General features: G+C 74.0%; 21 protein-coding genes and 2 pseudogenes. 14 read left to right on the top strand and 9 right to left on the bottom strand.

What is annotated here, in order from left to right:
• Nucleotides 1-103: 103 nt before the first annotated feature.
• Both U5M74_RS11095 and U5M74_RS11090 read right to left on the bottom strand, forming a co-directional pair.
• A complete protein-coding gene (locus U5M74_RS11095; protein WP_410909006.1) occupies nucleotides 104-1,816 on the bottom strand; it encodes a hypothetical protein in 1,713 nt (570 codons plus the stop codon).
• A 762-nt stretch (nucleotides 1,817-2,578) separates the two neighbouring features.
• Nucleotides 2,579-3,190: a hypothetical protein gene (locus U5M74_RS11090; protein WP_410909005.1), complete on the bottom strand. Its 612-nt coding sequence runs from the start codon at nucleotides 3,188-3,190 to the stop codon at nucleotides 2,579-2,581.
• Between U5M74_RS11090 and U5M74_RS11085 the strand changes: the two genes are divergently transcribed.
• Nucleotides 3,189-3,914: a hypothetical protein gene (locus U5M74_RS11085; RefSeq protein ID WP_410909004.1), complete on the top strand. Its 726-nt coding sequence runs from the start codon at nucleotides 3,189-3,191 to the stop codon at nucleotides 3,912-3,914. The two genes, U5M74_RS11090 and U5M74_RS11085, sit on opposite strands and share 2 nt — an antisense overlap.
• Nucleotides 3,915-4,044: 130 nt before the next feature.
• Here the strand turns inward: U5M74_RS11085 and U5M74_RS11080 are convergent, their stop codons facing one another.
• Nucleotides 4,045-4,503: a hypothetical protein gene (locus U5M74_RS11080; protein ID WP_410909003.1), complete on the bottom strand. Its 459-nt coding sequence runs from the start codon at nucleotides 4,501-4,503 to the stop codon at nucleotides 4,045-4,047.
• A gap of 787 nt (nucleotides 4,504-5,290) precedes the next feature.
• On the opposite strand from U5M74_RS11080, the pseudogene U5M74_RS11075 reads away from it, so the two are divergent.
• A pseudogene (locus U5M74_RS11075) lies at nucleotides 5,291-5,875 on the top strand (type I glyceraldehyde-3-phosphate dehydrogenase); the annotation flags it as partial.
• On the opposite strand, the gene U5M74_RS11070 reads toward U5M74_RS11075, so the two are convergent.
• The 4 genes from U5M74_RS11070 to U5M74_RS11055 all read right to left on the bottom strand — a co-directional run bounded on the left by U5M74_RS11070 (nucleotide 5,872) and on the right by U5M74_RS11055 (nucleotide 9,583).
• Entirely contained in the window at nucleotides 5,872-6,690 is an 819-nt protein-coding gene (locus U5M74_RS11070; protein ID WP_410909002.1) for a helix-turn-helix domain-containing protein, read from the bottom strand. The pseudogene U5M74_RS11075 and the gene U5M74_RS11070 overlap by 4 nt on opposite strands.
• Nucleotides 6,691-6,795: 105 nt before the next feature.
• Complete coding sequence (locus U5M74_RS11065) at nucleotides 6,796-7,446, bottom strand: Atu4866 domain-containing protein (RefSeq protein WP_410909001.1); 651 nt, start codon at nucleotides 7,444-7,446, stop codon at nucleotides 6,796-6,798.
• Nucleotides 7,443-8,834, bottom strand: coding sequence for an amidohydrolase family protein (locus tag U5M74_RS11060; protein WP_410909000.1), 1,392 nt, complete (start codon nucleotides 8,832-8,834; stop codon nucleotides 7,443-7,445). Before U5M74_RS11060 ends, U5M74_RS11065 begins: the two co-directional genes overlap by 4 nt.
• Nucleotides 8,831-9,583, bottom strand: a complete 753-nt coding sequence (locus U5M74_RS11055) for an Atu4866 domain-containing protein (RefSeq protein WP_410908999.1) — start codon at nucleotides 9,581-9,583, stop codon at nucleotides 8,831-8,833. The genes U5M74_RS11060 and U5M74_RS11055 overlap by 4 nt, the downstream gene beginning before the upstream one ends.
• A 349-nt stretch (nucleotides 9,584-9,932) precedes the next feature.
• Between U5M74_RS11055 and U5M74_RS11050 the strand changes: the two genes are divergently transcribed.
• From U5M74_RS11050 to U5M74_RS11025, 6 genes are all read left to right on the top strand, one after another.
• A complete protein-coding gene (locus U5M74_RS11050; protein ID WP_410908998.1) occupies nucleotides 9,933-10,385 on the top strand; it encodes a GNAT family N-acetyltransferase in 453 nt (150 codons plus the stop codon).
• Nucleotides 10,386-10,464: 79 nt separating this feature from the next.
• Entirely contained in the window at nucleotides 10,465-11,049 is a 585-nt protein-coding gene (locus tag U5M74_RS11045) for a fructosamine kinase family protein (protein WP_410908997.1), read from the top strand.
• The gene (locus U5M74_RS11040) at nucleotides 10,955-11,275 is read left to right on the top strand and encodes a phosphotransferase (protein ID WP_410908995.1); all 321 of its coding nucleotides are present in this window, start codon (nucleotides 10,955-10,957) and stop codon (nucleotides 11,273-11,275) included. Before U5M74_RS11045 ends, U5M74_RS11040 begins: the two co-directional genes overlap by 95 nt.
• Nucleotides 11,276-11,482: 207 nt before the next feature.
• Nucleotides 11,483-11,881, top strand: a complete 399-nt coding sequence (locus U5M74_RS11035; protein WP_410908993.1) for a transporter substrate-binding domain-containing protein — start codon at nucleotides 11,483-11,485, stop codon at nucleotides 11,879-11,881.
• Nucleotides 11,878-12,897: a cation transporter gene (locus U5M74_RS11030; protein WP_410908991.1), complete on the top strand. Its 1,020-nt coding sequence runs from the start codon at nucleotides 11,878-11,880 to the stop codon at nucleotides 12,895-12,897. Before U5M74_RS11035 ends, U5M74_RS11030 begins: the two co-directional genes overlap by 4 nt.
• A gap of 140 nt (nucleotides 12,898-13,037) precedes the next feature.
• Nucleotides 13,038-14,456, top strand: coding sequence for an MFS transporter (locus U5M74_RS11025; RefSeq protein ID WP_410908989.1), 1,419 nt, complete (start codon nucleotides 13,038-13,040; stop codon nucleotides 14,454-14,456).
• A gap of 176 nt (nucleotides 14,457-14,632) precedes the next feature.
• Here U5M74_RS11025 and U5M74_RS11020 read toward each other — a convergent pair.
• A pseudogene (locus U5M74_RS11020) lies at nucleotides 14,633-15,289 on the bottom strand (RNA polymerase sigma factor); the annotation flags it as partial.
• A 325-nt stretch (nucleotides 15,290-15,614) separates the two neighbouring features.
• Here U5M74_RS11020 and U5M74_RS11015 point away from each other — a divergent pair.
• The 4 genes from U5M74_RS11015 (at nucleotide 15,615) to U5M74_RS11000 (ending at nucleotide 21,715) form a co-directional block, all read left to right on the top strand.
• Nucleotides 15,615-18,242, top strand: coding sequence for a LuxR C-terminal-related transcriptional regulator (locus tag U5M74_RS11015; protein ID WP_410908987.1), 2,628 nt, complete (start codon nucleotides 15,615-15,617; stop codon nucleotides 18,240-18,242).
• Nucleotides 18,243-18,251: 9 nt separating this feature from the next.
• The gene (locus U5M74_RS11010; protein ID WP_410908985.1) at nucleotides 18,252-19,103 is read left to right on the top strand and encodes a class I SAM-dependent methyltransferase; all 852 of its coding nucleotides are present in this window, start codon (nucleotides 18,252-18,254) and stop codon (nucleotides 19,101-19,103) included.
• Nucleotides 19,104-19,132: 29 nt separating this feature from the next.
• Nucleotides 19,133-21,238: a SpoIIE family protein phosphatase gene (locus U5M74_RS11005; protein WP_410908983.1), complete on the top strand. Its 2,106-nt coding sequence runs from the start codon at nucleotides 19,133-19,135 to the stop codon at nucleotides 21,236-21,238.
• A gap of 66 nt (nucleotides 21,239-21,304) precedes the next feature.
• Complete coding sequence (locus U5M74_RS11000; protein WP_410908982.1) at nucleotides 21,305-21,715, top strand: HNH endonuclease; 411 nt, start codon at nucleotides 21,305-21,307, stop codon at nucleotides 21,713-21,715.
• Nucleotides 21,716-21,717: 2 nt separating this feature from the next.
• Here the strand turns inward: U5M74_RS11000 and U5M74_RS10995 are convergent, their stop codons facing one another.
• Complete coding sequence (locus U5M74_RS10995; RefSeq protein WP_410908980.1) at nucleotides 21,718-22,725, bottom strand: helix-turn-helix transcriptional regulator; 1,008 nt, start codon at nucleotides 22,723-22,725, stop codon at nucleotides 21,718-21,720.
• Nucleotides 22,726-22,842: 117 nt separating this feature from the next.
• Between U5M74_RS10995 and U5M74_RS10990 the strand changes: the two genes are divergently transcribed.
• Together U5M74_RS10990 and U5M74_RS10985 are read left to right on the top strand one after the other, a co-directional pair.
• Nucleotides 22,843-23,262, top strand: a complete 420-nt coding sequence (locus U5M74_RS10990) for a VOC family protein (RefSeq protein ID WP_410908978.1) — start codon at nucleotides 22,843-22,845, stop codon at nucleotides 23,260-23,262.
• Nucleotides 23,263-23,492: 230 nt separating this feature from the next.
• A complete protein-coding gene (locus tag U5M74_RS10985; RefSeq protein WP_410908976.1) occupies nucleotides 23,493-25,073 on the top strand; it encodes a sugar ABC transporter ATP-binding protein in 1,581 nt (526 codons plus the stop codon).
• Nucleotides 25,074-25,133: the final 60 nt, after the last annotated feature.

Below are 25,133 nucleotides of genomic sequence, written 5' to 3'. Positions count from 1 at the left end.
GATCGCGGCGGGGCGTTCCGTCCGTACGAAAGTGCTCACGCGGTTGCAGCCCCAGTCAGTCGGATTGGGTGATGGTCCGGCAGACTGGCGCTTCGCGTTGCTCCTATGGCTTCTCGTCTTCGTCCGGCTCGATGATGTCCAACGGCTCCACGGCCAGAGGCTGGTTCGGGTCGCGACCTGGGTCGTCGTCCAGGAAGACGCGGAAGGGTTTGCCGTCGACACCTCGGATGCGTGCACGCATCCCTGCGGCGGTCCCAGACCGGAGCGCGTCGAGCACCGCTTGCGGCTCGGTGTACTGCGCTTGCGGGTGGAAAATCTTGGCTCGGATGGGCAGTTTGTGGCCTTGGACTAAGTAGTGCACTTCGGTTTCGACCACCACCATCATGGCCTCGGACTGGATCACGTCCTCGATTCGCTCCCCGGTCTCGCCGCTGAGCACCACGTCGAGGTTCTGGAAGTCGCGCTCGGCTATGACTTTGCCGTCGACCACGAGGCGGGCCTTGCGGATCTCTTCCCGCTCGGCCCAGGTGAGCTCGTTTGGCAGTCGCAGCGAGACCGAGAAGTGCCGCGACAACACCGTCAGGTCCTCGATCAGTTGCCGCGTGTACCCGTCCGGGCTTAGTCCGTTGAACGTCGCGTCGGGAACGTGGAACACGAACAGTCGTTTGCCGTCGGCCCACACCTCGAGGCGCACATCCGCGCCGGGGGCGAACCTATCCATGAACTGCAGGGCCTCTGCCACGTCCGTGATGCGGTGGCCCTCTAGCTTGGAGCTGACCGTCGCCGACCCCTCCTCCACGGCGTCCTGCATCACGAACTCGAAGTTCAGCCCGCAGGCAAGTTCGATCCACAGCTTCTTCCCACCGCGGCCGCGGCTCATCCGGGATCGACCGTCCAGGCTCTGCTGGGTGGCACCCGAGGCGGTGACCGCCCGAAGTTCGACGGCAACGTCCTTAGACATGTTGACCGGCCCGAAGCCGATTGCGGCCACGTCGGCCACGTCCTGCGAGAACCACGCCGGGCCTTCCAGCTTCACCGACACCAGGGCATCGGCGCTGATACGTAGAGCGGCCCCGCCGTACTTTTGCAACTCCTCCAGCTTGGCCCTGGCTTCCTCACCAGCAGGGTTCGCGCGGAAGTGGGGTGTGATCGACAGCGGCTCCTTCTCGTGCGCATCTGGGCGCTTGGCGACCAGGCGCTGGGTCACTGACCCGTCCGCGCCCAGGATCATGTCCGCGCCCCAGAAGGCGCTGCGCGAGTTCACTCGCTCGGAGAAGTTGCGGGCGACCTTCTCCAGGTCGGAAGCCGTGTTCAGCGCCAGGTGCTCGTTGCCGGCCATCTGCAGCGCCTCGGTGAGCGGCCCGGCCGTCAGCGCCCGACGGATGTCTGGGGCCTGGACGAGCATGTGGTCGAGTCCGTCCCGGCCCAGGATCTCGACGCGCACCTTGTGCGTGCCCTTGAGTTTGCGAATCCACTTGCGCTCGTTGGTCGTCGGGTTCCTCGGGACTACTAGCACCCACGAGTCGGGTCCGTGCTCCATCGCAGCCTTGAACGAGCTCAAGATCTGCTTGCGACGGACGTCGCGGAACCCGCCGGAGAAGCCCTCAGGGAAGTACTTGAGCTGGTAGATCGTGGAGATGGTGCCATCCGGTTCGGTGACATCGACGTCGATGCCCTCGTCCCCACCGCGCCCGTCGATTGCCTGCGCCGCCCCCGGGCCGCCATGGTGCTTGCGTTGGAGGAGCAGCTCGACGGCACGATCGAACGCGTCGCGCCCGCAGGTCTCCCACGGGTACAGCGGCTCGTTGCTGATCATGACGACGCCCGAACAGGTGCGCTATCGCTCATCGTTGAACCCCCTGAACACGGTTGCTTGGCGGCACCATACCGGCCACACAAGTCAAACTGGCTTCGTTCAAGGCGGTCCTACCGTTACCGAACGGGACGTCAACGCCGTGTCGGCGCCTTTGCCTCCAAGCTGGGTCCAGCCCTCCCGGCCGGCGGGCGCGCACCGGCGATTCTCCAGGGCTACGTGAGGCCCGACACCGGGGCTACGCGCCACCACGAGAAATTCTCCCGCGAGCCGCGTCCCGCTCCACCGGAGGTCGCTTCCCATCGGCGCGCGCAGACCATGCCACAGCCCCTTCGGGCGGGGCTGGCCCCTTTCGGTGCCATGCTGGATGGATAGTCCAGGGCCGCTCCTGGTGCTCCCGCGCTCCGACGGTGTGCGACTGCCAGGATTGGTTCATGGAAGACGGTCCTGGCCACGCGACTCGTCGGCACGGCGCATCGCTGACACCGCATGAGTCCGCTTTGCTGGAGCGAATCTGCGCGGGCAACTGGCGAGGTGCCGAGGAAGCCAGAGCCCAACTTGTACACGCGCGATGGGGCGGCAAGGCCCACGACGGCGACGCGTGCTTCCTCATTGAGGTTCCTGCTCGGGCAGATGTGCCGAGGATCCCGTCGCACCCAGGCGGTCCGATCACCACCCTCGACGTCGTCGACGGGGACACGTCGCTGGGCATGCTCGAACTGTGGGTCGAGGACGGCCGACTCCACTCAATGGACTACAGCACCTTCAGCGACACGGCCGGCGAGGAGCTTCCCGAGGTTCACCAGCTTCCCAAGGTTCGCCAGATCGGCGGGACCACCAGCGGCGGCACGGAGTAGGGCAGGTAAGCCCGCCCGCTGCGCCTGACGACCCGATCAAAGCAGCGGGGCGCCCGGTCAGCCGCCGGCGATGCCAACCGAGCGGACGCCCGCCGAGGTGCCCGTCGAGCTTCCAAGGGGTGACGGCGCCGTTGTCAGGCGCGATGCACGGCCCGAGATCGAGGGTGTCGTCCTGCCCCTGGTTCAACGAGATGAAGGTGCGAATGTCGCGGCCGAACTCCTGCGCGAGAGACTCGGCGTAGGACGCGACGACGATGCGCCGCTCGGGGTGGCGCAGAAGGAACCACAGCGGCCCGGTCTTCGTGACTCGGGTGCTCTTCCCCACCTGGGGTGGCATCGAGATGATCAGCCGGTCGCAGCGGCCCTCCTCGACCTCGACGAGGGCCTGGTCGATGACGTCGAGCGCGGGCGTCTGGATCGTGCCAGGTGTGATCGCCTGCGCGAGCTCGCCCGGCGTCGGGTACGGGTCAGGCTTCGGCTCGAAGAGCCGGGCGGCGTGCTCGAGGAAGGCGAGCGACATGGCGCTCACCTACTTCGGCCATGATGTGCGGGTGAAACGAGCAAAGTGGCTGCTCATCGGTCTCGGGTTGTTGAGCCTCGGTGGTCTCGCCTGGGGAGGTTGGCAGATCTGGCCGTTCCTCTTGGACCAGACGCAAGCTTCGGCCGCATCGGCGCTTGGGGACATGGTTGGGGCGCTGGCGGGCTTTTTGAGTGCTTTCGCGGGTGCTATCGCTGCCTATGCCGCTTGGCGTGCCGCACGAGAAAGCAGCGCGACGGCACGGCAAGCAGCCGAAGCTCTAGGCCTGGCGATGGAGCCGTCACTCACGGCCTACTTCCAGAATGTCAGCAACGGCGATGACGACTTCTACGCGGTGTACGTGGAGAACATGTCCCGCTGGGTGGCAGCCGACATCGACGTCGAAGTTCACTGGTGGGGAGGCCAAACCGCCCGACACCGCTTCGAGCGCATCGAAGCAGCGAGCCAGCCCAACCCGACGATCCGCGCGGCGCCCGGGAGCGTCTACTTCAGGGTTCCTGAGCCCGTCCGAACGTCTCCACTCGACGACCCTGACTGGCGCGGGTACCTCGAGTGGATCGACAGGATCCACTTGACCTACAGCGACGAGCGCCGCTTGCTCAGGTGGAAGAAGACATGCACGTTCAAGTCCGACTTCAGCCATGACGGCAGGTACTCGAGTTCAGGCGGAATGTCCTACGACGAAGAGGTCACAAGAATGCGCTGATCGCTGACCTGAGAAGCACGCGAGGGTCAGGGAACGCCGAACGCCCCGCGCCGGGTGGCTGCGGGGCGTTCGGGCACATGTGTTCACGCAGAGTGCGACAGCCTGCGTCACAGGGCCGCAAAAGATGCCGTCACATGGTCATCCGGCCGGTGATGAACGCGGATACGACGTCGACGAGGACGTCTCGCCCCAGGCCGGTGACGGCCTCCCGTGCCTGCCGGATCTTGGGCTTCTCGCTCTCCTGGGCGTTCTTCTCGACCTCGATGAGAGCGGCGATGAACCGGTCAACGGCGGCGTCCTCGTTGGGCCAGATGCCGACCTCGCGGCGCCCGTCCTCGGTGAGGCGAAGCGCCCTCCAGTCAGGGCCGTCGTTGGTCGTCTGGTTGATGACGTCGATATAGCGGTCAGCGAGGTTGAAGCCAGCGCGCACGACGTCCCGGAGGGGAAGGTTCGTCGACCGGGCGATCGCGGAGGCGTCTGCTGTTGGCCAAGGCTTCTTCAGTTCCTGAGCGATGGCGAGCAGGACGGGGCGGTCGATGCTGAACCACTCGTCGTCGAGGCGCGGGAGGACACGGGCGTCTGTCGTCATGCACTGATCCTGTCGCGCAGGTCCGACAGCCGGTACAGGCTTGCGGTGCCGCGGTTGCCGGCGGGGGTGATGTGCCCGCAAGCGGCTCACTGCCGGATAGTGGCGGCGGCGAGTCCGGGGAGCGGGGTCTCGGCTTCGGTGGCGGTGACGAGCTCGTCCTCCTCCGGCTGGGCCAGCACGAGCCTGGGTCCACACGGATGGGACACCGGTACCGCTGCCCGTTGGGGTCGAGGTAGCGGCGGCACGACACGTCCACGGAGGCTGGCGCCTGGGACCAGCCGGGCGCCAGCTCGAGCGCCCCGTCGCAGTAGGGGCAGCGCAGGTCGCCGGGGCGGTGGTCCACAGCTTCTCGTCCTCGCGGAGACGGTCAAGGACGTGGTGGCACTCGCGCGGCCACATGTGTGGATGTAGTCGACGATGACGGCCGCGAGGGGGTGCTTGCGGTTGAGGCTGCAGGCGTGGGAGCGGATGTCGGTGACGGTCACGCTGGGGCGGTCGCCGGTCAGGGGCGGCAGACGTCCTGGTGCTCGTGCCCCACAAATGCCCCACTTATTCGCCGCACCGGGCGCTTTAGAGCGACCTCGAGTGCCCCTCGCTACACTCGAAACGAGGCTCAGGAACCGCGGAATTCCAACGTTTTCGGCCGCTCACCATCAACAGTGCCCGCACGTCTCGAGGGCATCGGGTCGCTGAATAGGTCGTGGGTTCGATTCCCACAGGCGGCTCTGGCAGAAAAGCCCGGAACTTCAACAGTTCCGGGCCTTTCGCTTTCCCTCGATGAATAGGTCCAGGGAGCCACACGATCGTGTCGAACGCCTCGTGCACGACCAACGCGCTCGCGCCGCTGCCGCTGGTGCTGCACGGGCTCACGGGCATCGAGCACGGCTTCATGACGACGGTGCACGCCTACACCCAGGAGCAGGACCTGCAGGACGGCCGGCACCGCGACCCGCGCCGGGCCCGCGCCGCCGCCCTGAACATCGCGCCGACGACGACGGGCGCCGCCAAGGCGATCGGTCTGGTGCTGCCGCAGCTCGACGGCAGGCTGTCCGGCGACTCGATCCGGGTCCCGGTGCCGGTGGGCTCGCTGGTGGAGCTCAGCACGACCGTGGCCCGTGACGTCACACGCGACGACGTGCTGGCCGCCTACCGGGCGGCGGCCGCGGGGCCGCTGAAGGGGGTGCTCGAGTACTCGGAGGACCCCCTGGTGTCGTCCGACATCACCGGCAACCCCGCCTCCTCCGTCTTCGACTCGCTGCTCACCCGGGTCGAGGGGCGGCACGTCAAGGTGGTCGCCTGGTACGACAACGAGTGGGGCTTCTCCAACCGCGTGGTCGACACGCTCGAGCTGATCGCCCGCTCCCGGCGCTAGGCGCTCGTCGCGTGCAGGGAGGCCAGAAGCTGCAGCTTGTCGGCGCTGGGGGATCCGGGCGCGGCCTGGTAGACGATCAGCTGGCGGCCGGGGAAGCCCTTGATGTCGAAGGCGTGGTAGTCCAGCGCGAGGTCGCCGACGTCGCTGTGGTGCAGCGCCTTGGCGTCGTGCGTCTTGCCGCGCACGTCGTGCCTGGCCCACAGGTGGCGGAACGCGGCGCTGGCCCCGGAGAGCTCGACCACCAGCCGGCGCACGGCGTCGGCGGCGCCCGCGTGTCCCTGGGCCAGGCGAAGGTTGGCCACGCAGGACTCCGCGGCGCGGTCCCAGTGGGCGTAGAAGCGGGTGGCGACCGGGTCGAGGAACGTCATGCGCGCGAGGTTGTCGATGCGCTGGAAGTCGGAGTAGAGGGCGCCGGCCAGGGCGTTGTGCACCAGCACGTCGAGCTGCCGGTCGATGATCACCGCGGGGGTGTGCGGCCACGCCTCGAGCAGGTCCTGCAGGGACTGCGACGGTGCCTCGCTGGGCGGCGCCAGGGCGGTGGGCGCCAGGTCGGCCAGGCGGAAGAGGTGCTCGCGCTGGTCGGGGTCGAGGCACAGGGCGCTGGCGATCGCGTTGAGGACCGACGGTGAGGGGTTGCGTTCGCGGCCCTGCTCCAGGCGGGCGTAGTAGTCCACGCTGACGCCGGCGAGCATCGCGACCTCCTCGCGCCGCAGCCCGGGCACGCGGCGGGCGGTGTGCCCGGGCAGCCCGACGTCGTCGGGCTGGACGTGGCCGCGGCGGGCCTTGAGGAACGGGCCGAGGTCTGAGGTGCTCACGATCAGACCGTAGGGGCCGCGCCCGGCGGCAACCAGGACCTGGTGCTCCCTGGCAGCCGTCGGACGCGGCGCGCCGGGCCCGTGGGGGCCCGGCGCGCCGCGCGTTCAGGGTCGGGTCATCACGAACCCGGCGTGGTGCAGCACACCGTCCACCAGCTGGCCGAACGCCCAGAAGCCGGAGTCGTCGAGGTAGGTGATCCGGTCGGCGTGGACCCAGTAGCGGCCGGTGTAGGCGTCGGCGCGCCCGCCCCGGGTCTCGGAGTAGCGACCGTCCGGGCGCAGGTGCTGCTGCAGGCTGCGGCCAGGGTCGTGCCAGGTGCCCACCCACGTCTGCCGGAGGGCCGGGTCGGCGACGTCTTGCCCCGCGGGCCGGGTCGGGGCGCCGTCCCAGGCCTCGAGGCGCCCGGCGACCCAGACGGCCAGCAGGTCGCGCGGGGAGACGACGAGCATGCGGCGCACCTGCATCGCGGTGACCGGGCGGCGCACGACGGCGAACGTGGCCGTGTTGCCGGGCACCAGGTCGAACGAGCCGCGTCGATCCGGTGGCAGCTGTGCGACCGCGCTGTCCACCAGCAGCGGGACCACGTGCGCGCCGTCGACGCCGACCACCTCCGCCTCAGGGGCGGTCGGCCCCGAGGCCAGGCGCTCCGCGACGACATGGAGGTCGCCGGGCGCCACCGTGTCGGGCCGTGTCCTGACCTGGGCGCCCGTAAGGACGAACGTGCTGCTGCTCGGCGGGGTCGCCGGCGGGGTCACCGGCGCGCCCCGGTGGTGGCGAGGCGCTCGGTGATGGCGGCGACCGAGTCGTGCACCTGGGTGCGCAGGGCGTCGACGTCCACGCTGACGAGCGCGCCGGCCCACTTGCGCACCTGGCCGGCCACCCACACCGAGGTGATGTTGGAGCGGTCTGCGCCCAGCACGAGGGTCCCGACGGCGTCGTGCAGCGGCATGGTGTTGATCGCCTCGGCGTCCACGACGATCAGGTCGGCCTGCTTGCCGGGGGTGATCGAGCCGGTGCGGTCGTCGAGGCGCAGCGTGCGCGCCCCGGACAGGGTGGCGAAGTCGAGCACGTCGCGGGTGGTGATGCGGGTGGGCTCCGCCTCGGTGCCGTAGGCGGCGTTGACCGCGCGCATGCGCTGGATCGTCAGCAGCGCGCGCATCTGCGTGAACATGTCGGAGGCCAGCGCGACCTCCACGTCCACCGACAGTCCGGGGCGGATCCCGTGGGCGAGGGCCTCGTCGACCGGCGGGACGGCGTCCTCGAGCCCGATCTGGGCGTCGGAGGTGGGGGCCAGGGACACGGTGACGCCGTGGTCGCGCATCGCCGCCCAGGCGTCTGCGGACAGCGCGGTGGAGTGGATGGACTCCAGGTGCGGGCCGAGCAGCCCCTGCCTGCGCCAGTCGAGGATGGCCGCCGAGGCGGCTTGGCCGAACATCACGTCCAGGCTCACGCCGATGTCCAGGTCGGTCGCGACGCGGGCCAGCTCGGGGCCGTAGGCGAGGTGCCCGGCGATGTCGCCGGTGGCCAGCGCCGCCATGCGCAGTGTGACCAGCTGGTCATCGGTGGGGACGTAGGTCGAGCGCAGCCGGGCCAGGTCCGCGGGCCACTGGCCGTCCCAGTGGCCGAAGTGCGGGGCCATGGAGGCGTGCACGCCACGGATGCCGGTGTCGATCAGCGCGGTGATCGCGGCGTCGGAGTGGGCGGTGGTGCGCGAGTTGTGCGAGAAGTCGAGCATCGTGGTGATGCCGCCGTCGAGGGCGGTCAGCGCGGCCAGCCGGGTGCCGAGGTACACGTCGTCGGCGGTGTAGGCCGGCGCGACGTGCATGAGCGTGGACCGCAGGTAGCCGCCCAGGTCGTCGACGTCGGGGATCGTGCGGCGCATCTGGGCCTGCCAGGCGTGGCGGTGGGTGTCCACCATGCCGGGGGCCACGATGCTGCCGGTCGCGTCGACGACGATCGCCCCGGAGTCGGGCAGGTGGCGGCCGACGTCGACGACGCGTGCCCCGCGGACCAGCACGTCGCCGCGGTCGAGGGTGCCGAGCGTGGGGTCCATCGTCACGACGGTGCCGCCGCGCAGCAGGACGAGGCGGTCGGGATCGGCGGCGGAGCGGGTCAGTGCGTCCAGGGTGGGGTCGGTGCTCATCGGGCGTCCTTACGGTGCATGGTGTATCCGGCGTGGTGCAGGGCGTCGCCGGCGAACCGGCCGAAGGCCCAGAAGCCGAGGTCGTCGAGGTAGTCGATGCGGTCGCCGTCGATCCAGTAGCTGCCCTGGAAGGCGTGCGGCCGCCCGCCGCGGGTCTCGTCGTAGCGGCCGTCGGCGGTCAGCTCCTGGTGCAGGAAGTCCTCGGTGTCGACCCACACGCCCACCCGGGCGGGGTCGACTGCGAGCCGGTCGGGCTGCAGCGCGGCGGCGGGCGTCGGGGTGTCGAGGGGCTCGCCCGCCCAGCGGACCGGGCGGCCCTCGTGCAGCACGGCCAGCAGCAGCTCGGGCCGGGTGAACGCGGTGTGCAGCGCCGCGGGCAGGTCGGCGGCGTGCTGGTCGGGCACCACGACGAGGGTGGCGTCGGCGCCGGGGGCGAGCGTGCCGGAGCCGGTGCCGCGCGGGGTGGTGCCGAGGGCGGCGACCGCGTCGAGGCGGGCCGGCAGGATCGTGGTGCCGGTGGCGTCGACGACCACGGCGCCGTCGTCCTCGGCCGCGGTGACGATGCCGGGCCCTACGCCGACGACCAGCGTCCCGCCGATCAGCACGTCGGCTCCGCGCATGGTGCCGATCAGCGGGTCGAGAGTGTGGACCGTGGCGTTGGTGAGCAGCAGCGGCCGGTCGGCCCCGGCGCGCACGGCCGCCAGACCATCGGCCGTGAAGGTGGGAAAGGTGGAGGAGGTGCTTGGCATGGCTCCACCCTCGTGCGGTCCCGCCGGGCGCAGAAGGCCGGGACGCACCCAGGGAGTGGCGCACCCCGGCGCCTGAGCTCGTTCTCCTCTGCGGCGGCCGCGAGCGCCCTCGCTGCACTCGAGACGAGGCGCGAAACGGCTGGCTTCGATGTTCCTGGCCGATCACCATCAACAGTGCCCGCACGTCTCGAGGGCTTCAGGTCGCTGAATAGGTCGTCGGTTCGATTCCCACGGGCGGCAACCGATTCTCGCTCTGCCGGTATCGGTCGCCCGTGCGGACGAGCGTCCCTTCGACAAGAGCCGGTGCGGCTGCCAGCATGAGCGCGTGCCGCGTGTCACGGTCCGCCCGATGAGCCTGGCCGAGTTCGAGGACTGGCAGCTCGCGCTCGCCGAGGAGTACGCGCGCGAGCAGGTCGCCGCCGGCCGCTGGCCCGAGGCCGGTGCGGTGGATCGTGCCCGCGAGGAGAGCCTCGCCCGGCTTCCTCAGGGTCTGGCAACTCCTCGGATGCTCCTCCTGCGCGGCGTGGATGCCGATGGTGAGCCGGTGGGACAGGCGTGGGTCGGGCTGGACCACCCGCGCGGGGCGCCTGGCGTCGCCTTCCTGTACGACATCGAGGTCCTGGATTCTCGACGTGGCCAGGGTCTCGGGCGGGCGTTGCTCAGCGCGGTCGAGGCCGCGACCCGTGATGCGGGGCTCGGCGCGCTGGAGCTGAACGTCTTCGGCCACAATCGCGTGGCGATCGCTCTCTACGACTCGTCCGGATACACCGTCACGGCGCAGCAGATGCGCAAAGCGCTCTAGCGGCAGCCGAGAGGTGCGGTCGCGCCCATCGCGGTCCCCGCGATCCCACGGATGGACGCGACGAGAGGGACGACGTGCCATGACGGACACGATGGCGCTGCTGCCGCAACGGCTCCGCGCGGCCGGGATCACCGACGTCGTCTCCGTGGAACCAGCGACCGGTGGGCTCGCGGCGACGGCCGGGGTCGTGCGCCGCGCCGGCGGCGAGCCGGTGTTCGTCAAGGTGTTCGACGAGCCGCCGTCCGACGACGCCTTCAGCGCCGAGGCCGAAGGCCTGGCCGCGCTGCGCACGCTCGGCGGCGTCGCGACCCCCGACGTGCTCCTGGCAGGTCCGGACCTGCTCGTGCTCTCGGTGCTACGGCCCCGGCCGACGACCGAGCGCTTCTGGGAGCAGCTCGCCCGCTCGCTCGCCCGCCTGCACACCGGCACCACGCACCCTCGGTTCGGCTGGCGCCGCGACAACTGGCTGGGCCGCCGCCGCCAGGTCAACACCTGGACGGACGACGGCTTCGAGTTCTTCGCCCAGCACCGGCTGCTGCGCTGGCTCCCCGAGCCGCCGCGTCCGGGAGGTGCTCGACGTCGCGGACCGGGTGGCGTTGGAGCGGCTCGCCGCCCGGCTGCCCGAGCTGCTGCCCGAGCGCCCCGCGTGCCTCACGCACGGTGACCTGGGGGCGCAGAACGTGCTGGCCGCGCCCGACGGGCGACCTGCGCTCATCGACCCGGCGGTGTCGTACACGTGGGCCGAGGTGGACCTGGCCCACCTGTGGACCACGGCGCCGCCGACCTGGTGCGGGCGACCGTGGCGCCCTTCCGTCGGCAGGCCTGAACGCGCACGAGCGGCAGCAGGATCAGCATCACGGCCCTTGCGCGGACGACGGCCGTGCGGCTAGGAGTGCGTGCCACCTGCGCCTGCACCACGGTGGAGCCCTCGAAGGAGGGAGTGGGACATGGTGCGCCGGCGAGGCGAGGAGCGACCGCAGCCGGGCCGCGGTACGAAGCCCGGGAGGCTCGGTTGCGCGGCGCTCGCGGTCCTCGTCGCCGCGTGTGCCGGGTGCGCGAGCGGCCTGCCCCGGGACCCCGAGGGCACGCTCGACCGGGTGCAGGGCGGGGAGCTGCGGGTCGGCGTCTCGGCCGACCCGCCGTGGACGGAGGTCGCGGCACCGGGAGCCACCGAGCCCGCCGTCACCGGGATCGAGCCCACGCTGGTCGCCGACTTCGCGCGCGCGCTCGACGCCGAGGTGGTCTGGACCGTCGGCGGCGAGGAGTCGCTCGTCGGCGACCTCGCCGACGGCAGGCTCGACCTCGTGATCGGCGGGCTGACCGAGGCGTCACCGTGGACGGAGCAGGTGGCGCTGACGCGGCCCTACGTCACGGTCCCGGACGCGGTCGGCGACGCCGAGCCCCACGTCATGGCCGCACGGATGGGCGAGAACGCCTTCCTCGTCGAGCTGGAGACGTTCCTGCTGGCCCACGACGTCCCGGAGGTCGGCTCATGACCAACTTCGGCCGCACCGAGCTGCCCGAGGAGCAGACGAGCGCGCTCCGACGAGCGGTGCGCCTCGAGTGGCTCAGCATCGCGTTCCTCGTCAGCGCCGTCACGGTGATGTACCTGACGTCGGGCAGCTCGCAGGCGATGAAGGCCGCCTGGCTCGAGGACATGCTGTCCTTCGCCCCTCCGATCACCTTCCTGGTCGCCGCCCGCATCGCCCGCCGCGTCCCGACGCGCGAGCACCCGTACGGCTTGCACCGCGCGGTGGGCGTGGGCCACCTCGTCGCCGGGACGGCGCTGGTCGCGATGGGCCTGTTCCTCGTCTGGGACTCCGGCTCGGGCCTGCTCAAGGCCGAGCACCCGCCGGTGGGGACCGCCGAGATCTTCGGTACGCAGGTCTGGGCCGGCTGGCTCATGGTGGCCGCGCTCGCCTACACCGCCGTCCCGCCCGTGCTCCTCGGACGGGCGAAGCTGCCGCTCGCCGACACGCTGCACGACCGCGTGCTGTACGCGGACGCGGACATGAACAAGGCGGACTGGATGACCGCCGTGGGCGGCATCGTCGGCGTCCTCGGCATCGGGGTGGGCCTGTGGTGGGCCGACGCCGTCGCCGCGCTCTTCATCTCGGGCAGCATCCTGCGGGACGGGGTGCGCAACGTGCGCACGGCCGTCGTCGCGCTCATGGACGCGCAGGCGCGCACCGTCGACGGGAGGTCGCCCCACCCGCTCCGGGCGCAGGTCGACGACACCCTGCGCGCGCAACCCTGGGTCGGCGCGGCCCAGTCCCGGGTGCGCGACCAGGGCCACGTCTTCCACGTCGAGTCCTTCGTCGTGCCCCGTTCCGGCGGCGCACCCACGTTCGAGGAGCTCGAGGCGGCGCGCCGGGCCGTCGTCGGCCTGGACTGGAAGGTCGAGGACCTCGTCCTCGTGGTCGTGCCCGAGCTGCCCGAGAGCCAGCTCCCCGGGTTCGGCGAGCAACCGCACGGAGCGAGCCCCTCGCGCCACTCGGCCGAGGCCGGCTGACCGCTCCCGGGCCGGTCCCGGCGCCCCGGCGTCGCTCCCCCGAGCTCGGAACGCCTGGACGGCACATGGTGCAGGTGCGCGCCCGTCCGTACGGCGCAGGGCGTGCCGGCCGGCACGCCGCGCGGCGCTACGCTGCGGCCGTGAGCCAGCAGGGGGAGCGGCACGCCGGTGCTGCGGGCACGGCCGAGCGCGGGGACGGCGAGGAGGGCACCAGCGGCAGGGGCGAGCGCGGGCCGCGCGGCGCCGGGCGCCCGCTGGCTGCCGTCTTCGTCGCCCAGACGGCGACGTACGTGGCGCTCGGCGGAGTCGTCGCCGTCGCGCTGCCGCTGCTGGTTGCCGCCGCCGCACCGGAGTCCAAGGAGAGCGCCCTCGGTGTCCTGGCGGCCCTGTCGTCGCTGGTCACGGCGGCCTGCATCCCGGCGCTCGGGGCGCTCGCCGACCGGTCGCGCTCGCCCTGGGGGCGCCGCGCGCCGTGGGCCGTGGTGGGCGGAGCGGTCGGCGGGCTCGCCGTCGTGGCGCTGCCGCTGGTCCAGTCCGTCGTGTGGCTCGCCGTCTGGTGGGTGCTGGCGCAGGTGGCGCTCAACGCCGTCGACGGCGCGGCGGCCGGTGCGGTCGCCGATGACGTCCCCGCCGGCCGCCGCGGCACCGCGTCGGCCGCGCTGAGCCTCGGGGCGGGGTTCGGGTCGGGCCTGGGCGTCGTGCTCGTCGGGGCCCTCGCCGCCTCCCCGCTGGCCGCCGTGGCCGCCGCCGGCGCCGTCGCGGCGCTCGGCGCGCTGGCGTTCCCGCTGGTCCGCGGGCGCGGCGCCGGCGTCCTCGAGGCTCCCGTCGGGGCAGATGCCGACGCACCCGCGCGGCCGGCCGGGGTGCTCGCCGGCTTCGGCACCGTGGCGCACGACCCGCACCTGCGGCGCATCTTCGTCGCCCGGGTGCTCGTGGTCCTCGGCAACCACGGCGTGACCACCTACCAGCTGTACATCCTGGCCGACCACGTGGGGATGCCGCTCACACAGGCCGCCCGGGTGTCCGCGCTGCTGGTGCCCGCGCACCTGGTCGCCGTGGTGCTCGGCGGCGTCGTCGTCGGCCGCCTGGCCGACCGGCTGCCGGGCAAGCACCGGCTCACCGCGGCCGCCGCGGCCGCGCTCGCGATCGCGGCGCTCGTGCCGGTCGCCTCGCCCTCCCTGGCCGCGGTCGTGGTGTTCGCCACGGTCGGCGGCCTGGCGCACGGCGCGTTCCTCACCGTGCAGACGGCCGAGACGTTCGACGCGCTGCCCGACCGGCGCACCGCGGGCCGCGAGCTCGGCGTCGTGGGCGTGGCGACGACGGGGACGCAGGCCGTCGCGCCGCTGTTCGCCGTCGCGCTGCTGCAGGTCGGCGTCGGCTACGCCAGCGTGTTCGTCGCGCTCGCCGTGCTGGCCGGCTCCGCCGCCGTGCTCAGTGCCCGCGTCCCGGTGTCGTCCGGCCCGAGGCACCGCGGTGACGCTGCGGACGATGCCCCGACCGGCGGCGCGGGCCAGGCTCGGCGTCTCGCGAGCGCGGGTCCGTCCCGGAACGACCGATAGGTCGACGACCACGACGCTCGGCGAGACCACGCCGCGCGGTGTGCGACGGGCCCGTCGCCCGCGGACGTGCCCGCGCCGGCGAGCGACGCTCCGCCGAGCACCGGGGGCAGCAGCGCCGCCCGGAGGCTCCCGGCGACGTCGTCGAGCTCCGCCACGATCCTCGAGCACCGGACGCACGACGTGAGGTGCTCCTCGACGCGGTCGTGGTCCCGGCGCGTGAGCCTGCGCCGGGAGTAGGCGCCGAGGCGCTCCGCGGTCCACCGGCAGTCGCCCTCGGCGGCGTCGTGGTTGACGTGGGCCTGCAGCCACGCCGTGCGCAGCGCGTCGCGCGCGCGGTAGGCGAGCGCCGCGGTGGCGTTGGCGCTCAGGCCCAGGAGCGGGGCCGCCTCGCGGGGCCGCATGCGCTCGACCTCGGTGTACCAGAGCACCGCCTGCCACTCCGGGCGGAGTCGACGGAAGGCGGCACCGGTGAGCGTCCTCTCTACCACCGCCCCGTCGAAGGCGGCGTCGGGGTCGGGGGCGTCGTCGGTCGGCTCCACGAGCTGCACGTCGCCCCGGGCGCGTCCCCAGTCGGTCACGACGTTGCGGATCGCGGCGTACAGGTAGGGCCGGAAGGCGCCGTCGGGGCCACCACCACGCCGCACGGCGGACAGGACCCGGGTGAAGGCCTCCTGCACCACGTCGTCGGCGTCGAAGGTGCGCGTGACGGCGCGCGCCGCCTGGCGTCCCGCGTCGTGATGGCGGCGCCAGAGCTCCGCGTACGCGCCGTCGTCGCCGTCGCGGGCACGCGCGACGAGGTCGACGTCGTCGGTGCCGGTGGTCTCGATGGTCATGTCACGCCTCCACGGCCGCAGCCGGCGAGCCAACCTAGGGCCGCGGCGACGTCGCGCCCCCGAGAAGCCCGAGGAGAACCTGGAATTCACCCGCCGCCTCACCCGGCCCCGCGTGCTTTCTTCGGCCGGTGTGCCCGAGGATGACCGAAAGATGCTGTTCAGCGCCCGGTTCGCCGGGCGCTCACCGCCACGACTGAGAACTGATGCGCCTCCTCGACCCGCCGACCGTCCGCACGACCGCCCGCACACCCGCCCGCACGACCGCCCGCACACCCGCACGCCCGCCCGCCCGCACCGCCGGCCACCGCCGCCCGCGGACCGCGGCATGAGCGCGACCGCGACCCGTCGCGGCGTGCACGGGGCGCCGCGGGTGCCGCGCAACGGGATCGGGCGCCCCCGCCTGCTGGCGCGTCTCGACCCGGCGATGCCGCTGACCGTCGTCCGCGCGCCCGCCGGCAGCGGCAAGAGCCTGCTGGTCGCGCAGTGGTGCCACGCCCTCGACGCGCCGGGGGTGTGGGTGGGCCTGGGCGGCGAGGCGGGCACGCGCGAGTCCGTGTGGCAGGCGGTCGCCTCCCGGCTCGTCGACGCCGGCCTCGCGCGCCCCGACTCGCTGCTGGCCCGCGCCGGTGAGCTCCTCGTGGGCGTGGCGGACGTCCGGGCGCTCCTGGTCCGCGCGTTCGGGCAGCTCGGCGACCCCGTGCTCGTGGTGCTCGACGACTACCACGCCGTCGACGACGAGGCGCTGCACGCGGACGTCCTCGCGGTCGTCGCGGCGTGCCCCGCGGTGTCGGTGGTGGTGACCACGCGGACCTCCTCGCCGCTCGAGGCGGCCGAGGTGGCGGTCGGCGTCGACCGCACCGTGCTCGGCCCGGACGACCTGGCCTTCACGCTCGACGAGACCCGCGCGCTGCTCGCCCGGCACGGCGTCGAGGAGTCTCGGGCCGCCGAGGTGCACCGGGCGTGCGGCGGCAACCCGCTGCTCATGCGCGCGCTGCTGCTGCAGGGTGTCGACGCCGCCGCTTCCGCCGGGTCGCCCTCGCCCGGGTCGCTGGCCCGCGACGTCGTGCTGTCCCTCGTCGCCCGCGCGGACCCCGCGCTGCGCAGGCTGGTGCTGCGCACCAGCCTGCCCGAGGCGTTCGACCTCGACCTGGCGTGCCTGCTCGTCGGCGACGGCGACGGCGCCGACACCGCCCGCCGGCTCGACGACCTGGAGGCGCTCGGTGTCGTCACGCGCAGCGACGGGCCCGGCGGCGACGTCTACCGGTACCACCCCGTGGTCCGGGACGTGCTGGCGGAGGAGGCCGGCGCCCGCCTGGGCCGCGACCTCGCGCGGCTCCACACCCTCGTCGCCCGCTGGAGCCTGCACCACGCCGAGCCGCTGACCGCCCTGCGGCACGCCGTGCGCGGCGGGGACCTCCGGCTCGCCTCGGACGTGCTGATCGGCAGCTGGAACCGGCTGATCACCAACGCGGAGATGTACCGGGCGGTCGCCCAGGTGCCGGTGCAGAAGGTCGCCCGCCACCCCGTCCTCGCGATGGCACGGGCCATCGCGGCGAACGCGGACCCCGACCGCAGGCTGCGCGCCCTCGAGCTCCTCGGCATGGCGGTCGCGTCCGCGCGCGTCGTCGGGCCGCGGACCGCTGGCGCCGAGCGGGCCACCGTCGCGACGGTGGAGGCGGTGGCGCTGCGGTTGTCCGGGCTGTCCGACCAGGGTCTCGCCGCCGCCCGCCGCGCGCTGGCGGTCCTCGCCGCCGCGGACGCCGACGAGCTGGAGACCCTGCGCGACCAGGCCGGTCACCTGCGGGTGCAGAACGCGATCACCCTCGCGCGCGCCGGTCACCTCGCCGACGCCCGCGAGGCGCTGACCGTCAACCTCGCCGACCGCGCCCACCTGCCGAGCCTCACCGAGATGACGACGCTGTCCGCGCTCGCGGGGATCACCGCCCTGCTCGGTGAGATGCCGGCGGCCCGTCGCCTCGCCGCCGAGGTGGCGCAGGGCCCCTGGCCCGACGAGGCGCGCGACGGCTACTCCGGCGCGCCGTACCACGTGGCGGGGCTGCTCGAGGCGCTCGAGCGGTTCGACGTCGGCGGAGCGCAGCAGCACCTCGACGTCCTCGCCCCGCACCTGCCGGCCCTCGAGTACCGCCCGCTGTTCGTGGCGCTGCAGGCGTGGGTGCACGGCCTGGCCGGCCGGGCGGAGCTGGGTCTGCAGGCGCTGGACCGGTACGCCGTCGAGGACCGCGGACACCGCCGCTCGTCCCCGCCCGACACCCTCGTGCTGTGGTGCGTCACGGCGCTGCTGCAGCTCTCGCGGGGCCGGGCCGGCGCGGCGGAGCAGGCGCTGCGCGGTCTGTCGGCCCGCCGGCCGCTGGTCGCCGTCGTGCGCGCGGCCGTCGCGCTGGTGACCGGGGAGCCCGAGAAGGTGGCCGTGACGCTGGCGCGCGCGGGCGTCCCCGAGGCGGTCCCGCCCCGTGCGGCGGTGGCGGGGCACCTGCTGGTGGCGGCCGCGGCGCAGCGCCTCGGCGACCCGGCGGCCGTCACGGTGGCGCTGGAGCGGATGGCCGCGCTGATGGCCGACCAGGGCCTGCGCACGCACCTCGTGCTGGTGCCCCGCGCCGACCTGCACGACCTGCGCGCGCACGCCGAGGGGCACGGCCTCGCGCTGGCCGCCGAGCACCTCCGCCACCTGGGCGACGTGCCCGACGTCGTGCCCGTGCGGGTCTCGCGGATCGTCCTGACCGCCCGCGAGTCGGTGATCCTGCACGCGCTGCTCGACGGCAGCAGCCTCACGCGGGTCGCCGAGGAGCTGGTCGTGTCGCCCAACACCGTGAAGTCCCAGGTGAAGTCGCTGTACCGCAAGCTCGGGGTCACCAGCCGCGAGGACGCGGTGCTCGCCGCCTACCGGGAGGGCGTGCTCGCGCCGCCCGACGGTGCCCTGCGGCGGGGGGAGTAGCGTCGTCGTGTGGCGACTCGGTGGCGAGGCGTCGCCGCCGAGTTCGACGTGTCGTTCGGTCGGCTGTGCGCCGGTGCGGTCCCGCACATGGTGCGCGGCCTCCCCACCGTGCCCGCGCCGACGCACGTGCTCGACGCCGGGACCGGGACCGGCAACCTGGCCGGCGCGCTGAGCGACGCGGGGCACCGCGTCACCGCCGTCGACGCCGAGCCGACGATGGTCGACCGCGCGGCGACGAGACGGCCGGAGGTCACCTTCCTGCACGCCGCCCTGCCGCACCTGCCGTTCGCCGACCGAGTCTTCGACGCGGCGGTCGCGAGCTTCGTCCTCGACCACGTCGACCGGCCGCGCCACGCCGTGCGCGAGCTCGCCAGGGTCACGCGCGCCGGCGGCACCGTCCGCGTCAGCGTCTGGCCCGCCGCGCCGCCGTCGCGGCTGAGCCGCCTGTGGGACGAGGTCGTCGACCGGGCCGGCGCCCGTCGGCCTCCCGAGCTCGCGCCGCCTGCGGGCGGCCTCGCCCGCGACCCGCGCGGCATGGCGCGCCTGATGGCCGAGGCCGGCCTCGACGACGTCACGGTGTCCGAGGCGTCCTGGACGTTCCGCGTCCCGGCCGAGGACCTGTGGGTCGGCGTCGAGGCGGGGCTCGCCGCGGTCGGGCGGACGTACCTGGCCCAGGACCTCGCGACGCGCCGGGCGATGCGCCGGGCGTACGAGGACCTCACGGCCGGCCGGGCGGACGGCCTCCTGGTCCTGCCGGCCACCGCGCTGCTGGCGTCGGGGTCCGTGCCGGAGCGGGGCCCGGCCGCCGCCGGGGCCGCCCACTGCCCCGACGGCGGGCCGGGCGCCCGCGACGGCAGGTGAACCCCGGCGCGTGCTCGTACGATTTCCCGGTGACGGCAGCATGGTTCGTAGCGGCAACCGAGCTCAGCGAGGTCGGTCACGAGGCGCGTGAGGTCGCGTGGGAGCGCACGCCCCTCGGCCCGCCCGAGACCTGGCCGATGTCGCTGCGCCACACCGTGGAGATGTGCTGGTCCACCCGGTTCCCGGTCATGCTCGTGTGGGGACCGGACCTCACGCTGATCTACAACGACGGCTACCGCGACATCCTCGGCGAGGTGAAGCACCGCGCCGGTGCGCTCGGCGCCCCGGCGGCCGAGGTGTGGGCGGAGCTGTGGGACCAGGTCGGCCCCCTGTTCGACCAGGTGCTGCAGACGGGCGAGCCCACCTGGACCGAGGACATGGTCCTCGACTTCGACCGCTCGGGGTTCGTCGAGGAGGGCGTGTTCACCTTCTCCTACAGCCCGCTGAAGGACGACGACGGCAACATCGCGGGGCTGCTCGACATCTCCGCCGAGACGACCCAGCAGGTGCGCGCGGCTCGTCGCCTCGCGATCCTCGACGAGCTCCACGTGGCCACCGGCGCGCACGTCGAGAGCGTCGAGGCGCTCGGCACGGCGGTGGTCAAGGTCCTGGACCCGAGCGTGGACGTCGCGCGCGCCGCGTTCTACGTCCGGGCGGACAGCCGGCTCGACCTGCTCACCGAGACGTCCGCGTGCGCCCGCCCCGACGTCGAGCGCGACCTGGTCAGCGACGCGGTGCGCACCGGCCAGTCGGGCGTGTCCGGCGCGACCGTGGTCACCCCGCTGCACGGCGGGCGGCAGGGCGTCGTCGGCGTCCTCGTGCTCGAGGCGTCCCCCCGGATGCCGCTGGACGACGAGTACCGGCGGTTCCTGTCGGTCGTGGGCGCCACGGTGGGCTCCGGCCTGCGGAACACCCTCGCCCAGCGGGAGGTGGTCGCGGTGCTGCGCGAGCGCGCCAACCGCCTGGAGCGGGAGGCCGCCCGGGAGCGCGCCACGTCGCTGGCCCTGCAGCAGGCCGTGCTGAGCACGCCACCGGAGCCGGACCACCTGCGGCTCGCGGTGCGCTACCAGCCGGCGGCCGACGACCTGAAGATCGGCGGCGACTGGTACGACGCCTTCGTCACCCGCGACGGCGCCACCGTGCTGGTGATCGGCGACGTGGTGGGGCACGACCTCTACGCGGCCGTCACGATGAGCCAGATCCGCGGGCTGGTGCGGGCGATCGCGTACGACCACGACGGGACGCCGGCCGACGTCCTGCGCCGGGTCGACGACGCCGTGCAGGGGCTGAGCCTGGGCGTGGACGCCCTGTCGACCGTCATCGTCGCCCGGATCGAGCAGGCGTCCGACGAGCACGAGGTGCGGACCCTGCGCTGGTCCTCGGCCGGGCACCCGCCGCCCGTCGTGGTGCGGGCCGACGGCGGGGTCGAGATGCTCTGGCGGCGCAACGACCTGCCGCTCGGCCTCGGGTCGGGGCGTCCGCGGACCGACCACACCATCGAGATCACCCCCGGCGACACCTTCATGCTCTACACCGACGGCCTCGTCGAGCAGCGCCAGGCGGCGCTCCCCGAGCGCCTGGAGGAGCTCACGCACGCCCTGGCCGGGTCCCACGAGCGCGACCTGGAGCACCTGGCCGACGCCGTCCTCGCCCGCATGGTCCCGACTGCGGCCGACGACGACATCGCCATCGTCGCGGTCCGCGCCGGCGCGGAGCACGGTGCGCCGGACGTGGCGTCCGCGCCGGCCGACGACGACGTCCAGGTCGAGTGCCGGCTGGACGCGGAGATGGCGTCGGTGGCGACGGCGCGCCACTGGGTGCGGGAGCGCGCCGTGGAGCGAGGGGCGCCCGCGGGCACGCTGGCGGCCCTGGAGCTGGCGACGAGCGAGCTGGTGACCAACGCCGTCCGGCACGCGGTGAGCACCAGGGCGGTCGCCCTGCGGTTCCGCGGCGAGGGCGAGACGATCCGCGTCGAGGTCCGCGACCGCGACACGGCCGGCCCGCAGCCGCGCTCGGGCCGCGCCGGGCTGCCCGGCGGGCACGGGCTGCACATCGTCGAGCGCGTCTCGCGCGCCTGGGGCTGGCACCCGGTCGCGGGCGGCGGCAAGGTCGTGTGGGCGACGTTCGGCTGGTGAGCGCGGGGCGCGGCCGAGCCCGGGCCCGTCCGGCGCGCGCGGTGACCCGGACGTAGCGTCGGCCTGGTGAGGCCCGACGACCGTCGCCAGGTGGCGCGCGCCGAGCGGCTGCGCCTCGCGGTCGAGCGGGACGGCGCGCGGTGCGTGTGGTGCGGGCGCGCGTTCGGCCCGCTCGTGCACCCGACGCGCGAGCACCTCGTGCCGCGCGCCAAGGGCGGCCCGTCGTGGCTGGAGAACGAGGTCCCGGCGTGCCGGCGGTGCAACGCCGAGCGCGGGCACCGCGGCGTCGTCGAGTGGCTCGAGGAGTGCGAGCGTCGCGGGTGGCACCCGGACGAGGCCGCCGTCGTCCGCTCGCTCGACGCCCTGGACCGGGCGATCGCCGAGCGGGGCGGGCAGCGCCGCGCGCGCACCTACGTCGCGTCGCAGCGGCGGCGCCTCGAGCACCGGCGCGCGGGCCCGCCGGCGCCCGGCGCCTGACCTCAGGCGCCGGGGGACGCCGGCGACGCCGCCCGCGCGAACCGGTCGGCGAGCGCGGCGAAGGCCTCCGCGAGCTCCGGCGGGCGCACCGCCTCGATCTCGGCGTCGAACCGGCCCAGCCAGGTGGCCAGCGCCGGCCAGGACCACGACCCGGCCAGCACGCGGCTGCGCCCGGGCCCGAGCGCCTCGACGACGGCGTCGCCCGCGAACGGGGCCACCGAGGCCGCCGGCAGCGCCAGCACGGCCTCGCCCGTGCACGGCCAGCCCGGCGCGACGAAGTCCCCGGAGCCGCCACGGAAGCGCGCCGCGACGAAGGCGACGACGTCACCGCCCGGGACCTCCCGCCGGGCGAAGCGCGGACCGGTCGGCGTGCGCGGGGTGACGCGGTCGGCGCGGAAGGTGCGCCAGTCCTGGCGGTCGAGGTCCCAGGCGACCAGGTACCAGCGGCCGCCGCGCAGCACCAGGTGGTGCGGCTCGGCGCGGCGCGGGGGCGCCGGCGAGGGGGCGGCCGACGGCTCGGTCCCGGCCGCCGGGTGGTCGAACCGCAGCACCTCGCGGCGGTCGATCGCGGCGGCGAGCGCGAGCAGGGTGGCCGGCTCGACGGCGCTCGCCCCGGGCGGACCGGAGGGCATCGCCGCGAACCGTACGGCGTCGAGCCGGGGGCGCAGCCGCGCGGGCAGCACCTGGCGCACCGTGGCCAGGGCGCGCGCGGCGGCCTCGCCCAGCCCGTCCCCGGCAGCAGCCTGCGCGCGCAGGGCGACGGCGAGCGCCACGGCCTGCTCGTCGTCGAACAGCAGCGGCGGCAGCTCCGTGCCGGCGTCGAGCCGGTACCCGCCGTCCGGTCCCTTGATCGCGCGGACGCGGTAGCCCATCTGACGCAGGCGGTCGACGTCCCGGCGCAGCGTGCGCGGGCTGACGCCGAGCCGCTCGGCCAGCGCGGCGCCGGGCCGGTCGCGCGGTGTCTGCAGCAGCGACAGCAGCCGCAGCAGCCGGGAGGTCGCGTCGCTCATGGTCACGACCCTAGGCACAGAAGCGGCCGCGATCCGACCGCTTCTGCTGGGAGCGTGGCGTCAGCGCCGGCTGCCGGCGCCCGACCGAGCACCTCCACCAGAGCAAGGAGCACTCCCATGTCCGTCACCGTCACCCCGCACCTCAACTTCCGCGGCGACGCCCGCGCGGCGCTGGAGCTCTACCGGTCCGTGTTCGGCGGCGAGCTCACCGTCGTCACCTACGCCGACGCGCAGGCCGTCACCGACCCGACGGCCGCCGACCAGGTCATGTGGGGCCAGGTCGCCTCGGACGCCGGGTTCCGCGTCATGGCCTACGACGTGCCGCCGGCCACGCGGTGGGAGCCGGGCACCATCCCGTTCTTCGCGTCCGTGCGCGGCGCGGACGCCGCGGAGATCGCCCGCTACTGGGCGCGGCTCGCCGAGGGTGCCACCGTCGTGGTGCCCCTGGCCCCGTCCGGCTGGGCGCCGCTGTACGGGATGCTCACCGACCGCTTCGGCGTCACGTGGGTGCTCGACGTCGAGGCGTCATGGTCGTGACCCGCCGGTCGTGACCCGCCGGTCGTGACCCGCCTTTCGTGACCCGCCTTTCGTGACCCGGGGACGCCGCCGGTCCGCCGCAGGGGCGGCCGCGCTCGCCGCGCGGCCGCCCCTGCGGGTGGAATCCGCGACCGGTACGGAGCCGTGACCGGCCGGATCATTGACGCCGCGGGACCGGGGATCCTACGGTGCCCAGATCCGCTGTATCGGTTCATTCCCTGGGAGGGGCGATGGCGGAGCACCCCGCTGACGTGGTGCCCACGCTGGAGCTGCGTGGCGTGCGCAAGGCGTTCGGGCCGGTGGTGGCCCTGCGGTCCGGGTCGCTCGTCGTCGCGCCCGGCTCCATCCACGCGCTGGTGGGGGAGAACGGCGCGGGCAAGTCGACCCTCGTGAAGATCGTGGCCGGGGTGTACCGCCGCGACGGCGGCGAGCTGCTGCTGGACGGCCGGCCGGTGGACTTCGGCTCGACGGCGGAGTCCAAGGCGCACGGCGTGGCGGTCATCTACCAGGAGCCCACGCTGTTCCCGGACCTGTCGGTCACCGAGAACATCTTCATGGGCCGTCACCCGCTCGGCGGGCTGCGCCGGATCGACCGCGCCGCGATGTACGCCGAGGCCGCGCGGCTGTTCGAGCGGCTCGGCGTGCGCATCGACCCGCGCCGCAAGGCCGAGGGCCTGTCGATCGCCGACCAGCAGATCATCGAGATCGCCAAGGCCATCTCCCTCGACGCGAGGCTGCTCGTCATGGACGAGCCCACCGCGGCGCTCAGCGGCGTCGAGGTCGAGCGGCTCTTCGCCGTGGCGCGCAGCCTGCGCGACGAGGGCCGCGCCCTGGTGTTCATCTCCCACCGGTTCGACGAGGTCTTCGCGCTGTGCGACACCGTGACGGTGATGCGCGACGGCGAGTACATCGCCACGCACGCCACGGCCGAGACGCCGGTGGAGCGGATCGTCGCGGCGATGGTGGGCCGCGACGTCGCCGAGCTGTTCCCCAAGACGCCGGCCCCGATCGGCGACCCGGTCCTCGAGGTGCGGGGGCTGACGTCCGCCGGGGTGTTCCAGGACGTCTCCCTCACGGTCCGGGCGGGGGAGATCGTCGGGCTCGCGGGGCTGGTCGGGGCCGGGCGCAGCGAGATCGCGCGCGCCGTGTTCGGCGTCGACCGGTACGACGCCGGCTCGGTGCGCCTGGACGGCAGGCCCGTGCCGCCGGGCAGCCCGCGGGCGGCGATCGACGCCGGCATGGCGTTCGTCCCCGAGGACCGCCGCCACCAGGGCCTGGTCATCGACGCGTCGGTGTCCCGCAACGTGGCCGGCGTCGTCCGCGCCGGGCTCGCCCGGCTCGGGCTGCTCACCGCCCGGGCCGAGAACGCCGCGGCCGCGCCGTGGGCGGCGCGCCTGGAGGTCAAGACCGGCGCGCTGGACATGCACGCGGCCACGATGAGCGGCGGCAACCAGCAGAAGGTCGTCATCGCCAAGTGGCTGGCCACCGAGCCGCGGCTGCTCATCATCGACGAGCCCACCCGCGGCATCGACGTCGGCACCAAGGCGGAGGTGCACCGGCTGCTGTCCGAGCTGGCCGGGCGCGGCATCGCCATCCTCATGATCTCGTCGGAGCTGCCCGAGGTCCTCGGCATGGCGGACCGGGTCGTCGTCGTCGCCGAGGGGCGCATCACCGCCGACCTGCCGCGCGCGGAGGCCACGCCCGAGGCCGTCATGCTCGCCGCGACGCACCACCCGGCGACGCAGCACGCGGCGCAGCACGGGGCGGCGCCCCACCCGTCGACCGTCGCACCCACGGAGGCCGCGTCATGAACCAGCCGGTCCTGCGGCACGAGGACGGGGCCGAGGCGTCGACGTCGGAGGCGCTGCTCG

Source organism: Puerhibacterium sp. TATVAM-FAB25 (genome assembly GCF_046535855.1).
GTDB classification, from domain to species: Bacteria; Actinomycetota; Actinomycetes; order Actinomycetales; family Cellulomonadaceae; genus Puerhibacterium; species Puerhibacterium variabilis_A.
The sequence above is the reverse complement of the archived record's forward strand: the minus strand, read 5'-3'. Positions and strand labels throughout refer to the sequence as shown.